This window comes from Gluconobacter oxydans, from assembly GCF_006539685.1.
Taxonomy (GTDB): Bacteria; Pseudomonadota; Alphaproteobacteria; order Acetobacterales; family Acetobacteraceae; genus Gluconobacter; species Gluconobacter oxydans.
Window position 1 is genome coordinate 41,485 of sequence record NZ_BJNM01000002.1, and the last position, 13,580, is coordinate 55,064.

At 59.1% G+C, this 13,580-nt stretch carries 18 protein-coding genes; all 18 read left to right on the forward strand.

Features of this window, described 5'->3' with window-relative positions; genetic code table 11:
• Position 1: 1 nt before the first annotated feature.
• The 18 genes from rpoC to rplE all read left to right on the forward strand — a co-directional run bounded on the left by rpoC (position 2) and on the right by rplE (position 13,472).
• Positions 2–4,321: a DNA-directed RNA polymerase subunit beta' gene (gene rpoC, locus GOX01_RS01070; protein ID WP_062269559.1), complete on the forward strand. Its 4,320-nt coding sequence runs from the start codon at positions 2–4 to the stop codon at positions 4,319–4,321.
• 375 nt (positions 4,322–4,696) lie between these two features.
• Complete coding sequence (gene rpsL, locus GOX01_RS01075) at positions 4,697–5,068, forward strand: 30S ribosomal protein S12 (RefSeq protein WP_011251969.1); 372 nt, start codon at positions 4,697–4,699, stop codon at positions 5,066–5,068.
• Positions 5,069–5,080: 12 nt separating this feature from the next.
• The gene (rpsG, locus tag GOX01_RS01080; RefSeq protein WP_011251968.1) at positions 5,081–5,557 is read left to right on the forward strand and encodes a 30S ribosomal protein S7; all 477 of its coding nucleotides are present in this window, start codon (positions 5,081–5,083) and stop codon (positions 5,555–5,557) included.
• Positions 5,558–5,672: 115 nt separating this feature from the next.
• Positions 5,673–6,863, forward strand: coding sequence for an elongation factor Tu (tuf, locus tag GOX01_RS01085; protein ID WP_011251967.1), 1,191 nt, complete (start codon positions 5,673–5,675; stop codon positions 6,861–6,863).
• Positions 6,864–6,982: 119 nt separating this feature from the next.
• Complete coding sequence (rpsJ, locus tag GOX01_RS01090) at positions 6,983–7,291, forward strand: 30S ribosomal protein S10 (RefSeq protein ID WP_007282720.1); 309 nt, start codon at positions 6,983–6,985, stop codon at positions 7,289–7,291.
• A gap of 10 nt (positions 7,292–7,301) precedes the next feature.
• Positions 7,302–7,985: a 50S ribosomal protein L3 gene (gene rplC, locus GOX01_RS01095; protein ID WP_011251966.1), complete on the forward strand. Its 684-nt coding sequence runs from the start codon at positions 7,302–7,304 to the stop codon at positions 7,983–7,985.
• Between the two features lie 11 nt (positions 7,986–7,996).
• A complete protein-coding gene (gene rplD / locus GOX01_RS01100) occupies positions 7,997–8,611 on the forward strand; it encodes a 50S ribosomal protein L4 (RefSeq protein ID WP_011251965.1) in 615 nt (204 codons plus the stop codon).
• A 41-nt stretch (positions 8,612–8,652) separates the two neighbouring features.
• A complete protein-coding gene (locus tag GOX01_RS01105) occupies positions 8,653–8,949 on the forward strand; it encodes a 50S ribosomal protein L23 (RefSeq protein WP_172952931.1) in 297 nt (98 codons plus the stop codon).
• 16 nt (positions 8,950–8,965) lie between these two features.
• Positions 8,966–9,796: a 50S ribosomal protein L2 gene (gene rplB, locus GOX01_RS01110; RefSeq protein WP_011251963.1), complete on the forward strand. Its 831-nt coding sequence runs from the start codon at positions 8,966–8,968 to the stop codon at positions 9,794–9,796.
• Positions 9,797–9,812: 16 nt separating this feature from the next.
• Positions 9,813–10,091 (forward strand): 30S ribosomal protein S19, encoded by a 279-nt coding sequence (rpsS, locus tag GOX01_RS01115; protein WP_011251962.1) that lies wholly within the window; start codon positions 9,813–9,815, stop codon positions 10,089–10,091.
• 2 nt (positions 10,092–10,093) lie between these two features.
• On the forward strand, positions 10,094–10,522 hold the full coding sequence (gene rplV / locus GOX01_RS01120; protein ID WP_011251961.1) for a 50S ribosomal protein L22: 429 nt from the start codon (positions 10,094–10,096) through the stop codon (positions 10,520–10,522).
• Between the two features lie 3 nt (positions 10,523–10,525).
• Positions 10,526–11,203 carry a 30S ribosomal protein S3 gene (gene rpsC / locus GOX01_RS01125; protein ID WP_011251960.1) on the forward strand — a complete coding sequence of 226 codons (678 nt, stop codon included), beginning with the start codon at positions 10,526–10,528 and terminating at the stop codon, positions 11,201–11,203.
• 57 nt (positions 11,204–11,260) lie between these two features.
• Positions 11,261–11,677 (forward strand): 50S ribosomal protein L16, encoded by a 417-nt coding sequence (gene rplP / locus GOX01_RS01130; protein WP_011251959.1) that lies wholly within the window; start codon positions 11,261–11,263, stop codon positions 11,675–11,677.
• Complete coding sequence (gene rpmC, locus GOX01_RS01135; RefSeq protein WP_011251958.1) at positions 11,677–11,910, forward strand: 50S ribosomal protein L29; 234 nt, start codon at positions 11,677–11,679, stop codon at positions 11,908–11,910. Before rplP ends, rpmC begins: the two co-directional genes overlap by 1 nt.
• 13 nt (positions 11,911–11,923) lie before the next feature.
• A complete protein-coding gene (gene rpsQ / locus GOX01_RS01140; protein WP_024717239.1) occupies positions 11,924–12,196 on the forward strand; it encodes a 30S ribosomal protein S17 in 273 nt (90 codons plus the stop codon).
• Between the two features lie 12 nt (positions 12,197–12,208).
• Positions 12,209–12,577 (forward strand): 50S ribosomal protein L14, encoded by a 369-nt coding sequence (rplN, locus tag GOX01_RS01145; protein WP_011251956.1) that lies wholly within the window; start codon positions 12,209–12,211, stop codon positions 12,575–12,577.
• Positions 12,577–12,897: a 50S ribosomal protein L24 gene (rplX, locus tag GOX01_RS01150; protein WP_011251955.1), complete on the forward strand. Its 321-nt coding sequence runs from the start codon at positions 12,577–12,579 to the stop codon at positions 12,895–12,897. Before rplN ends, rplX begins: the two co-directional genes overlap by 1 nt.
• A gap of 11 nt (positions 12,898–12,908) precedes the next feature.
• Positions 12,909–13,472, forward strand: a complete 564-nt coding sequence (gene rplE, locus GOX01_RS01155; protein ID WP_011251954.1) for a 50S ribosomal protein L5 — start codon at positions 12,909–12,911, stop codon at positions 13,470–13,472.
• Positions 13,473–13,580: the final 108 nt, after the last annotated feature.

Consider the following 13,580-nt stretch of genomic DNA (forward strand, 5'->3'; position numbering starts at 1 on the left):
GATGAACGAACTCATGAAGATCCTGGGTCAGACCGGCCAGTCGGTGACCTTCGACCAGATCAAGATCCAGCTCGCCTCCAGCGAGCAGGTGCGGTCGTGGTCTTACGGCGAAATCAAGAAGCCGGAGACCATCAACTACCGGACGTTCAAGCCTGAGCGTGACGGTCTGTTCTGTGCTCGTATCTTTGGCCCGATCAAGGATTACGAGTGCCTCTGCGGCAAGTACAAGCGGATGAAGTTCCGCGGTATTGTCTGCGAAAAGTGCGGTGTGGAAGTCACGCTGGCCAAGGTGCGCCGTGAGCGCATGGGCCATATCGAGCTGGCGTCCCCGGTTGCACATATCTGGTTCCTGAAGTCCCTGCCGAGCCGCATCGCCACGATGCTGGATCTGCCGCTCAAGGACGTCGAGCCGGTTCTGTATTTCGAGAAGTTCCTGGTGCTCGACAAGGGCGTCTGTGAATCCGATCAGATCGACTCGTACAAGAATGGCAAGAAGCGCGACCAGTACCTGCTGGACGAAATCCGCTGCGAAGACCTGCTGGATGAATATCCGGATGCAGGCATCGATGTCGGAATCGGTGCGGAAGCCATCAAGCGCGCGCTGTCCAGCTATGACTGGGGTATTCCGAACGACCAGGAACGTGAGCTGAGCCTTGCGGCAAAGGAAAAGGGCCTGCCGGATCCGTTCGACTATGACGCTGACGTCATGGAAGGCGATTCCGAGAAGACCATGATGCGCAAGAAGCTGCGCAAGGCGACCTCGGAAGCCGCGCGCAAGAAGCTCGTGAAGCGTCTGAAGCTGGTTGAAGCCTTCGTGGAAAGCGGCTCGCGTCCGGACTGGATGATCATGGACATCGTTCCGGTCATTCCGCCAGAACTGCGTCCGCTGGTGCCGCTGGACGGCGGTCGTTTCGCGACGTCTGATCTGAACGACCTGTATCGCCGCGTTATCAACCGTAACAACCGTTTGAAGCGGCTGATCGAGCTGCGTGCGCCGGACATCATTGTCCGCAACGAAAAGCGCATGCTGCAGGAAGCTGTTGACGCCCTGTTCGACAACGGCCGTCGTGGCCGCGCCATCACGGGTGCCAACAAGCGTCCGCTGAAGTCGCTGTCCGACATGTTGAAGGGCAAGCAGGGCCGCTTCCGTCAGAACCTGCTCGGAAAGCGCGTCGACTATTCCGGCCGTTCGGTCATCGTGGTCGGTCCGGAACTGAAGCTGCATCAGTGTGGTCTTCCGAAGAAGATGGCGCTCGAGCTGTTCAAGCCGTTCATCTACTCGAAGCTCGAGAAGTACGGTCACGCCACCACCATCAAGGCTGCAAAGCGCATGGTGGAGAAGGAGCGTCCGGAAGTCTGGGATATCCTTGAAGAGGTGATCCGCGAGCATCCGGTCATGCTGAACCGTGCGCCGACGCTTCACCGTCTGGGTATCCAGGCGTTCGAGCCGACGCTGATCGAAGGTAAGGCCATCCAGCTTCACCCGCTGGTCTGCACCGCGTTCAACGCTGACTTCGACGGTGACCAGATGGCCGTTCACGTGCCGCTGTCGCTTGAAGCCCAGCTTGAAGCCCGCGTGCTGATGATGTCCACGAACAACATCCTCAGCCCCGCGAACGGCAAGCCGATCATCGTGCCGTCCCAGGATATCGTTCTGGGTTTGTATTACCTGAGCCTTGAGGTTCCGGAATACCGCGAGACGCCTGACGAAGCCGTCATCAAGGATGGCAAGATCGTCACGGCAGCTCCGCCGGCCTATTCGGATGTCGCCGAAATCGAGAGCGCCATGCTTTCGGGCTCGCTGAAGCTGCATGACAAGATCCGTCTGCGTCTGCCGACGATCGATGCAGAGGGCAAGTCGGTCCGTCAGACGATCCTGACGACGCCGGGTCGTGCGCTGATTGCGCAGATCCTGCCGAAGCACCAGGCCATTCCTTTCAGCCTGGTCAACAAGCAGCTGACGAAGAAGAACGTGTCCGACGTGATCGACACGGTCTATCGTCACTGTGGTCAGAAGGAAGCCGTGATTTTCTGTGACCGCCTGATGGGGCTTGGTTTCCGTCATGCAGCCCGCGCCGGCATTTCCTTCGGCAAGGATGACATGATCATTCCGGAAGCCAAGGCAACGCTGGTTGGCAAGACGTCGGAAGAGGTCAAGGAATTCGAGCAGCAGTATCAGGACGGTCTGATCACGGCTGGCGAGCGTTACAACAAGGTGGTTGATGCCTGGTCACGCTGCACGGACGAAGTCCAGGCGGCGATGCTCAAGGAAATCTCCAAACAGGTCATCGGCAAGCCGACGAACTCGGTCTGGATGATGAGCCACTCGGGTGCCCGTGGGTCGCCGGCCCAGATGAAGCAGCTCGCCGGTATGCGCGGTCTGATGGTGAAGCCTTCGGGCGAGATCATCGAACAGCCGATTATCGCGAACTTCAAGGAAGGCCTGTCGGTTCTCGATTACTTCACCTCCAGCCACGGTGCCCGTAAGGGCCTCGCGGATACGGCGCTGAAGACCGCAAACTCGGGTTATCTGACGCGTCGTCTCGTCGACGTGGCGCAGGACTGCATCATTGTCGAGCCGGATTGCGGTACGGAGCGTGGCCTGACAGTCCGTGCGGTCATGGATAGCGGCGAAGTCGTTGCTTCCCTGTCCGAGCGTATCCTGGGTCGTACCCTGTCCAAGGATGTGATCCATCCGGTGACGCAGGATGTCATCCTGCCGCGCAACACGCTGATCGAAGAAGCCGAGGCCGAGCTCATCGAGAAGGCTGGCGTGGAAAGCGTCGATATCCGCTCTGTCCTGACCTGTGACAGCCGCGTCGGTATCTGTGCTCACTGCTACGGCCGTGATCTGGCCCGCGGTACGCCGGTCAATATCGGTGAGGCTGTCGGTGTCATCGCTGCCCAGTCCATCGGTGAGCCGGGCACCCAGCTGACGATGCGTACCTTCCATATTGGTGGTGCGGCAACGCGTGGCGCCGAGCAGTCCATGGTTGAAGCGTCCCGCGACGGTATCGTGACGATCAAGAACCGCAACGTCGTCGAGAACTCGCAGAAGGTTCTGGTCGTGATGTCGCGTAACTGCGAGATCCTGCTGACTGACGAAAACGGTGTGGAACGTGCCCGCTACCGTGTGCCTTACGGCGCACGTCTGATGGTCTCGGAAGGCGAAGCGGTGACGCGGACCCAGAAGATGGCCGAGTGGGACCCGTACACCCTGCCGATCATTACCGAGCAGGCTGGTACCGTCGAGTATCTCGACCTGATCGACAGCATCACGCTTGTTGAGCGCATGGATGAAGTCACGGGTCTGAGCTCGAAGGTCGTCGTTGACTACAAGCAGGCAGCCAAGGGTGTGGATCTTCGTCCGCGTCTGCAGCTCAAGGATGCTTCCGGCAACGTCGTCAAGCTCGCCAATGGCAATGACGCCCGCTACTTCCTCTCTCCGGACAGTATTCTGTCTGTGGAGAACGGAGCAGAGGTCAATGCCGGTGACGTGCTGGCCCGTATTCCTCGCGAAGGGTCCAAGACGCGTGACATTACGGGTGGTCTGCCGCGTGTGGCAGAACTATTCGAGGCACGTCGTCCGAAGGATCATGCGATCATCGCCGAAGGCGAGGGCCGCATTGAGTTCGGGAAGGACTACAAGTCCAAGCGCTGCGTCATCGTCAAGAACGACGATACGGGTGAAGAGACCCAGTACCTCATCCCGAAGGGCAAGCACGTTTCCGTTCAGGAAGGCGACTTTGTCCAGAAGGGCGATCCGCTGGTCGACGGTCCGCGCGTGCCGCATGACATTCTCAAGGTCATGGGTGTCGAGGCCCTGTCCGACTATCTCGTCAACGAGATCCAGGACGTCTATCGACTGCAGGGCGTGAAGATCAATGACAAGCACATCGAAGTCATTGTCCGTCAGATGCTGCAGAAGGTGGAAATCCTTGAGCCGGGTGACTCGACCTACCTGATCGGCGAGACGGTAGACCGTATCGAGTACGAGGGTGAAAACCAGCGTCTCATGGAGAACGGGGATACGCCTGCAAAGGCCATGCCGGTTCTGCAGGGTATCACCAAGGCGTCTCTGCAGACGCAGTCCTTCATCTCGGCGGCCTCCTTCCAGGAGACCACACGTGTCCTCACGGATGCGGCGACGTCGGGTAAGGTGGATACCCTCAATGGTCTGAAGGAGAACGTGATTGTCGGGCGTCTGATCCCGGCAGGAACGGGCAGTGTGATGAACCGCCTGCGGGGTATCGCTGCCAGCCAGGACCGTCAGCGCGTCGGTGGAGCATCTCCGAAAGCCGTCGAAGACGCAGCGGAATGAGAGAGGGATCCCCGCTTTTGAATGAGGTGGGGATCCGGCTCGCCCGATTCCGGAAACTTTCTTTGCAGAATCGGGCCATTTCGGCTGAACCACTTGACTTGGCGTCGAACCCTTCGTAGGTTCCGCGCCCTCGGCTACTGCCTTCCCGGAAGGCTGAAGAAGCCGACGAAGTTTAAAGAATCGCATGCGGTGCCGCTATTCTCTCAGGAGGAAATGCCAAGGCCGCACGCTAAAGAGAGAAGGGAACAGCTCAGGCTGTTTCCTTTTCACGATGTGGAAATGGCAGGCGGTCCTACCGCATGTCGGTTGGAACAAATGTCACGACAGAAACAGCAATGTTGCTGTCTGAAATAGGACAAGGATTGGGAAGGGCGCATGCCGACCATCAACCAGTTGATCGCGAACGGCCGTGAGCCGGCCGCAAAGCGGAACAAGGTCCCCGCACTGCAGGGCTGCCCGCAGAAGCGCGGCGTTTGCACGCGTGTGTATACCGTAACGCCGAAGAAGCCGAACTCCGCTCTGCGTAAGGTCGCCAAGGTGCGTCTGACCAACGGGTATGAGGTCGTGAGCTACATTCCGGGTGAAGGCCACAACCTTCAGGAACACAGTGTTGTTCTGATCCGTGGTGGCCGCGTGAAGGATCTTCCTGGCGTCCGTTATCACATCCTGCGTGGTGTGCTTGATACACAGGGTCTCGCCAAGCGTCGTCAGCGTCGTTCGCTGTATGGCGCGAAGCGTCCGAAGTAAGAGGTATTTGGAATGAGTCGCCGTCACCGCGCTGTAAAGCGCGAGATCCTTCCCGATCCGAAGTTCGGAGACGTCGTCATTACGCGCTTCATGAATGCGCTGATGTACGATGGTAAGAAATCCACTGCCGAAGGCATCGTTTACGGTGCTCTCGAAGTCATGCGCCGTCGCGGCGGCACGACTGCAGATCCGGTGGCCATGTTCCACTCGGCTCTGGATAACGTGAAGCCTGCGGTTGAAGTCCGCTCGCGTCGCGTCGGTGGCGCAACCTATCAGGTTCCGGTTGAAGTCCGCGCCGAGCGCCGTCAGGCTCTCGCGATCCGCTGGCTGATCGATGCCTCCCGCAAGCGTGGCGAGAACACGATGCAGGAGCGTCTGTCCAACGAACTGATGGATGCGGTCAACAACCGTGGCTCCGCTGTCAAGAAGCGCGAAGACACGCACCGCATGGCTGAAGCCAACAAGGCATTCAGCCACTATCGCTGGTAATCAGAACCGGTTAAAGGGCTTCCGGCAGTGTGTCGATCTCAGGATCGTGCACTGACTGGTTTGAACTTTCAGTCTTACTCCCGTTCCAGGTGGAGCGGGGTTTTGGAGAAAGACGATGGCAAAGGCTAAATTCGAGCGGACGAAGCCGCACTGCAACATCGGCACCATCGGTCACGTCGATCACGGCAAGACCTCGCTGACTGCTGCAATCACCAAGGTGCTGGCTAAGACCGGCGGCGCCACCTACAGCGCGTACGACCAGATCGACAAGGCTCCGGAAGAGCGCGCCCGTGGTATCACCATTTCCACAGCTCACGTTGAGTACGAGACGGCTGACCGTCACTACGCTCACGTCGACTGCCCGGGCCATGCTGACTATGTGAAGAACATGATCACGGGTGCAGCTCAGATGGACGGCGCGATCCTCGTCGTGTCCGCTGCTGATGGTCCGATGCCGCAGACCCGCGAGCACATCCTGCTTGCCCGTCAGGTTGGTGTGCCGGCACTGGTCGTGTTCCTGAACAAGGTTGACCAGGTTGACGATCCGGAGCTGCTTGAGCTCGTGGAAATGGAAGTTCGTGAGCTTCTGTCTTCCTACCAGTTCCCGGGCGACGATATCCCCATCGTCAAGGGCTCCGCTCTTGTGACGCTGGAAGATGGCGATCCGTCCATCGGTGAAGACCGCGTTCTCGAACTGATGACGCAGGTTGACGCCTACATCCCGCAGCCGGAGCGTCCGGTTGACCGTCCGTTCCTGATGCCGATCGAAGACGTGTTCTCGATCTCGGGTCGTGGTACGGTTGTCACGGGTCGTGTCGAGCGCGGCGTTGTCAACGTGGGTGACGAAGTCGAAATCGTCGGCCTGAAGGACACCGTCAAGACGACCGTTACGGGCGTCGAGATGTTCCGCAAGCTGCTCGATCGCGGTGAAGCCGGTGACAACATCGGTGCGCTGGTTCGTGGCACGAAGCGTGAAGACGTCGAGCGTGGCCAGGTTCTGGCAAAGCCCGGCTCCATCACGCCGCACAAGAAGTTCAAGGCTGAGGCTTACATCCTCACGAAGGAAGAGGGTGGCCGTCACACGCCGTTCTTCACGAACTACCGCCCGCAGTTCTATTTCCGTACGACCGACGTCACGGGCGTCGTGACGCTGCCGGAAGGCACGGAAATGGTCATGCCGGGTGACAACGTTGCCATGGACGTGGAGCTGATCGCTCCGATCGCCATGGACGAAGGCCTGCGCTTCGCTATCCGCGAAGGTGGCCGTACCGTGGGTGCCGGTGTGGTTTCTTCCATCACCGCCTAAGTCCTGCGTTTAGCCGTTGGCTTTGACAGCCCCGGTCAGATTTTTTCTGACCGGGGTTCCCTTTCAGGGGCAATGGCAGTAGGACGACACCCGAATTTTTGAGTTGGACGAACAAGAACATGGACAACCAGAACATCCGCATTCGCCTTAAGGCGTACGATCATCGCGTGCTGGACAACAGCACCAAGGAGATCGTAAACACGGCGAAGCGTACGGGTGCGCGGGTTCGGGGTCCGATCCCGCTGCCGACGCATATCGAACGGTTCACGGTGAACCGCTCGCCACACGTGGATAAGAAAAGCCGCGAACAGTTCGAAATTCGGACTCACCGCCGGCTGCTCGACATTGTCGAGCCGACCCCGCAGACCGTGGACGCCCTCATGAAGCTCGACCTCGCCGCTGGCGTGGACGTCGAGATCAAACTCTAAGGTCCAGACGATGCGAACCGGATTGATTGCAAAGAAGCTGGGAATGACCCGGCTGTTTAAGGAAGATGGCACGCATGTGCCTGTGACGGTCCTTCACCTTGACAATGTCGAGGTTGTGGATGCCCGCACGAACGAGCGCGATGGCTATACCGCCATTCAGCTCGGACTTGGTAATGCCAAGGTGAAGAATGTCACCAAGGCGAACCGTGGCCATTTCGCCCGGACCAAGGTCGAGCCAAAGAGGCATCTGGCAGAGTTCCGCGTCTCTGAAGACGCCCTGCTGGAAGCTGGAACCAAGCTGTCCGCTGCTCACTTCGTTGTGGGACAGAAAGTTGACGTCACGGGCCAGAGCAAGGGCAAGGGTTTTGCGGGTGTTATGAAGCGTCATAACTTCGCAGGTCTCGAAGCGTCCCACGGCGTCTCCATCAGCCACCGTTCCCATGGTTCTACGGGCCAGCGCCAGGATCCTGGCAAGGTCTTCAAGGGAAAGAAGATGGCAGGTCACATGGGTGACGAGCGTGTTACCACGCTGAACCTCGAGATCGCTGCCGTGGATGAAGAGCGCAACCTGATCATGGTCAGGGGTGCAATTCCTGGTGCGAAGAACGGCCTTGTGCTGATTCGCGATGCAATCAAGAAGGCTCGCCATGCTGATGCGCCGTATCCGGCAGCAACAGTGGCGGCCGCCGGTTGAGGACGAGGGGCATGGAATACGATATCAAGACCCTCGATAACGGTAGCGCAGGCTCTGTCGCGCTTCCTGAAGAGATTTTCGCGGTCACTCCGCGCTCTGACATCATGGCACGTGTTGTGCACTGGCAGCTCGCAAAGCGCCGTGCCGGTACGCACCGTACGAAGGGCATGGGTGAAATTTCTGGCACGACCAAGAAGCCTTACCGCCAGAAGGGCACGGGTTCTGCCCGTCAGGGTTCCCTGCGTGCACCACAGTTCCGTACGGGTGGCGTTGTCCATGGTCCGGTCGTTCGCGACCACGGCTATGACCTTCCCAAGAAGGTCCGTCGTCTCGGCCTGATCTGCGCCCTGTCGCAGAAGGCAGCCGAGGGCAAGCTGATCGTTCTCGATGCCGCCAACGGTGTCACCAAGACCCGTGAAGCCGCAGCGAAGATCAAGGCCCTGGGCTGGACGTCCGCGCTGATCGTTGATGGCGCTGTTGACGAGCAGTTTGCTCGCGCAATCGCCAATCTGCCGAAGATCGACGTTCTGCCGACCATTGGTGCAAACGTCTATGACATCCTCAACCACGATGTGCTGGTCATCACCCGCGCCGGTCTTGAGGGTCTTAAGGAGCGTCTGGCATGACCACCAATACCGTCATGAACGCACACAAGACGGCACAGAACATGTCGCAGGAAGCCCTGTACGACGTGGTCCGTGCACCGCTGATCACCGAAAAGGCTACGCTTCTTTCCGAGCGTAACCAGGTGGTGTTCAAGGTCGCTCCCAGTGCGACGAAGCCTCAGATCAAGGCTGCGGTTGAGAAGCTCTTCAACGTGAAGGTTACCGGCGTGAACACGCTGGTCCAGAAGGGTAAGGTCAAGCGCGTCAAGGGTCGTCCCGGCCGTCGCTCGGACATCAAGAAGGCGTATGTACAGCTTGCTGAAGGTCAGTCCATTGACCTTACAGCCAAGCTGGGCTGACGCGGGGTAGGATACCATGGCACTCAAGCACTTTAATCCCACGACGCCGAGCACACGCGGCACCGTGCTGATTGACCGCAGCGAGCTCTTCAAGGGCAAGCCGGTCAAGCAGCTGACGGAAGGCAAGAACAAGTCGGGCGGCCGTAACAATCACGGCCGTACCACGGTTCGCTTCCGTGGCGGCGGGCACAAGCAGTCCTATCGTTATGTCGACTTCAAGCGTCGCAAGTTCGATGTGGCCGCAACGGTCGAGCGTCTCGAATACGATCCGAACCGCACGGCATTCATTGCGCTGATCAAGTATGAAGATGGCGAACTCGCCTACATCCTTGCTCCGCAGCGCGTGAAGGTTGGCGATCGCGTCATCTCCGGCGCCCATACGGACGTCAAGCCTGGCAACGCCATGCCGCTGGGTGCAATGCCGGTTGGAACGATCGTGCATAACATCGAGCTGAAGCAGGGCGCTGGTGGCAAGCTGGCCCGCTCCGCTGGCACGTATGCCCAGCTGGTCGGCAAGGATGCCGGCTACGCGCAGGTTAAGCTGCAGTCCGGTGAGCTGCGTCTCGTTCGCGGTGAATGCATGGCAACCGTTGGTGCCGTGTCCAACCCGGACAACATGAACCAGCACATGGGCAAGGCCGGGCGTTCCCGCTGGCTCGGACGTCGCCCGCATAACCGTGGCGTTGTCATGAACCCGGTTGACCATCCGCATGGTGGTGGTGAAGGCCGGACCTCTGGTGGCCGTCATCCGGTTACGCCGTGGGGTGTTCCGACCAAGGGTTACAAGACGCGTGTTAACAAGAAGACGGATAGCCTGATCATCCGTCGCCGTAAGTCCGGCAAGTAAGAGGGGGCAAACAGAGATGGCACGTTCCGTCTGGAAGGGCCCGTTCGTTGACGGGTATCTGTTCGGTAAGGCTGAAGCGTCACGCGCTTCGGGTCGTAATGAAGTGATCAAGATCTGGTCGCGTCGTTCGACGATCCTTCCGCAGTTCGTCGGGCTTACGTTCGGCGTCTACAATGGTCACAAGTTCCTGCCTGTGCAGGTCACGGAGAACATGGTCGGTCACAAGTTCGGCGAGTTCTCGCCGACGCGGACCTACACCGGTCATGGCTCTGACAAGAAGTCGAAGCGGGGCTGAAAATGAGCAAGCCGAAGCACATCCGCACGCTCGCTGACACGGAAGCGCAGGCAGTTGCCCGCAACATCCGCGTCAGCCCGCGCAAGCTGAACCTGGTCGCGGCAATGATCCGCAACCAGCCGGCTGACAAGGCTATCGCCGCTCTGACCTTCTCGCGTCGTCGTATCGCGCAGCAGGTCAAGAAGACTCTTGAGAGCGCCGTGGCCAACGCTGAGAACAATCACCAGCTCGATGTCGATCAGCTGGTGGTCAAGACGGCAGAAGTGGGCAAGTCCATCGTCATGAAGCGTTTCCACGCTCGTGGCCGTGGCCGTTCCGCTCGCGTCGAGAAGTTCTTCAGCCACCTGAAGATTGTTGTTGCCGAGCGTGCAGAAGCACCGGAAGAGACGAAGCCGTCTCGCGGAACCAACAAAGAGCAGAAGGCAGCCTGATCCATGGGACACAAGGTCAATCCGATCGGGCTTCGGCTCGGCGTCAACCGTACCTGGGACAGCCGCTGGTACGCCGGTCAAGACTACGCACGTCTGCTGCATGAAGACCTGAAGCTTCGTGCATTCCTGCGTCGCAAGCTGTCCGGCGCAGGCGTGTCCCGCGTTGTTATCGAGCGTCCGGCCAAGAAGCCCCGCGTGACGATCTACGCCGCCCGTCCGGGCGTCGTGATCGGCAAGAAGGGCCAGGACATCGACGCGCTCCGCAAGGAACTGAGCCGTATGGCGAAGACCGACGTGGCGCTGAACATCGTCGAGATCCGCAAGCCGGAAATCGATGCGACCCTCGTTGCCGAGAACATTGCTCAGCAGCTGGAACGTCGTGTTGCTTTCCGTCGTGCCATGAAGCGCGCAATTCAGTCCGCAATGCGTCTTGGTGCCCAGGGCATCCGGATCACCTGCGGTGGTCGTCTGGGTGGTGCTGAAATCGCTCGTGCCGAAAAGTATCGTGAGGGACGTGTTCCCCTGCATACGCTTCGCGCCGACATCGATTACGGTACGGCAACCGCCAAGACAACGTATGGCACCTGCGGTGTGAAGGTATGGATCTTCAAGGGTGAGATCCTGGCTCATGACCCGCTGGCACAGGATCGTCGTGCTGCGGAGCAGGCTCCCCAGCGCTAAGACTGTGAGCGAAAGCTCACAGTTCCATTGCTGGTGCTGATTTGAGGATTTAACAACATGCTTTCCCCGAAGCGGACAAAGTTTCGTAAGGCCCACAAGGGCCGCATTCACGGTCTGGCGAAAAGCGGAACCCAGCTCAACTTCGGTGCCTTCGGCCTGAAGGCGCTGGAGCCGGAGCGGATTACCGCTCGCCAGATCGAAGCCTCCCGTCGTGCGATCACGCGTGCCATGAAGCGTGCCGGTCGTGTGTGGATTCGTATCTTTCCGGATACTCCGGTCTCGACAAAGCCTGCAGAAGTGCGTATGGGCTCCGGTAAGGGTAATCCCGAGTACTGGGCAGCACGTGTCAAGCCGGGTCGTATCCTGTTCGAGATCGAAGGCGTTCCGCCTGAGGTTGCCAAGCTGGCCCTGAGCCTGGGTGCTGCAAAGCTTCCGATCAAGACCAAGTTCGTTCAGCGTATCGGAGACGCGTAATGGCCGACACGTACAAGCCTGCCGATCTGCGCGCGAAGAGCGAGGACGAGCTGAACGCTCTTCTGCTCGATCTCAAGCGCGAACAGATCAACCACCGTTTTTCGGCTGCCACCGGGCAGTCGGAGAACACAAGCCGCGTCAAGGTCGTGCGCCGTGCAGTAGCACGTATCAAGACACTGGCTCATCAATCGAAGAACCGTGCGGGCGCCAAAACGTCCGCCGCTAAGTCCTGAGAGGAGACGGACGATGCCAAGGCGCGTCCTGACGGGTAGGGTCACGAGCGACAAGATGGACAAGACGGTTACCGTTCTTGTCGATCGTCGCATCATGCATCCGCTCTACAAGAAGTTTATTCGCCGCTCCAAGAAGTATGCGGCTCATGACGAAGAGAACGTCTGCCAGACGGGCGATCTGGTGCGCATTGAAGAATGCGCACCGATCTCCAAGCGCAAGACGTGGTCTGTCGTGTCGCGCAACGGAGAGGATCTGGCTTCTGCCTCCTCTTCCGTCAGCGCTTAAGGGGGTAGGCACATGATTCATCCCGAGACCAACCTGGACGTCGCCGACAACTCCGGCGCACGTCGGGTGCAGTGCATCAAGGTGCTGGGCGGTTCCAAGCGGAAGACCGCCTCGGTCGGCGACGTCATTGTCGTGTCCGTCAAGGAAGCAATTCCCCGCGGCAAGGTGAAGAAGGGTGACGTCCATCAGGCCGTTATCGTTCGCACCTCCTACCCGGTCCGTCGTGCAGATGGTTCCGCCATCCGCTTCGACAAGAATGCTGCCGTTCTGCTGAACAAGCAGCAGGAGCCGATTGGTACGCGTATCTTTGGCCCGGTGGTTCGTGAGCTGCGTGCGCGCAAGTTCATGAAGATCATCTCGCTGGCTCCGGAGGTGCTGTAATGGCTGCTCGTATCAAGAAGGGTGACCAGGTTCTGGTCCTCTCCGGCAAGTCCCGTGGCGTTCGCGGCGAAGTCCTCGCCGTGATGCCGAAGGCCGAGAAGGCTGTTGTGCGTGGCGTGGCAGTTGCCAAGCGTCACACGAAGCCCAACCGCATGGGCGGAGAAGGTGGGATCATCGAGCGCGAAATGCCGATCCACCTGTCCAACCTGAAGCTGGTTGATCCGAAGAGCGGCAAGCCGACGCGCGTTGGTTTCCGTATTCTGGAAGACGGTCGCAAGGTTCGCGTTGCCAAGGCAACCGGCGAAGTGATCGAAGGCTGAGGAGCGCAACAATGAGCGAATATAAAAACGCTTTGCCGCGTCTGCACCAGCGCTACGAAGACGTTCTGAAGAAGCAGCTGCGTGAGCAGTTCGGTTACGCCAACGAACTCCAGGTTCCCAAGCTCGAGAAGATCGTGCTGAACATGGGTGTTGGTGAAGCCGCCGGCGACCAGAAGAAGCTTGATGCCGCTGTTGCGGAAATGACCGTCATTTCCGGTCAGAAGCCCGTCAAGACCCTTGCTCGCAAGGCTATTGCCGGCTTCAAGATCCGTGAGGGTCTGCCCATCGGCTGCAAGGTCACGCTCCGTCGTGCCCGCATGTACGAGTTTCTTGATCGTCTGGTGACGATCGCCATGCCGCGTATCCGCGATTTCCGCGGTCTGCCGGCAAACAAGGGCTTTGATGGACATGGCAACTTCGCCATGGGCATCAAGGAACAGATCGTGTTTCCTGAGATCGAATATGACAAGATCGATGCCGTCCGCGGCATGGACATCATTTTCGTGACCAGCGCCAAGTCTGATGCTGAAGCAAAGGCCCTGCTGAAGGCCTTTGATCTGCCGTTCAACGGCTGATCCATAATTTTTCAGACCGATCACGGTTAAAATCAGGATTCGGCCTTCCATTGGAAGGCCGCTTTCCTTTATAGACACGCTGATTGGAAAACCGTCGGGATAGGCCTG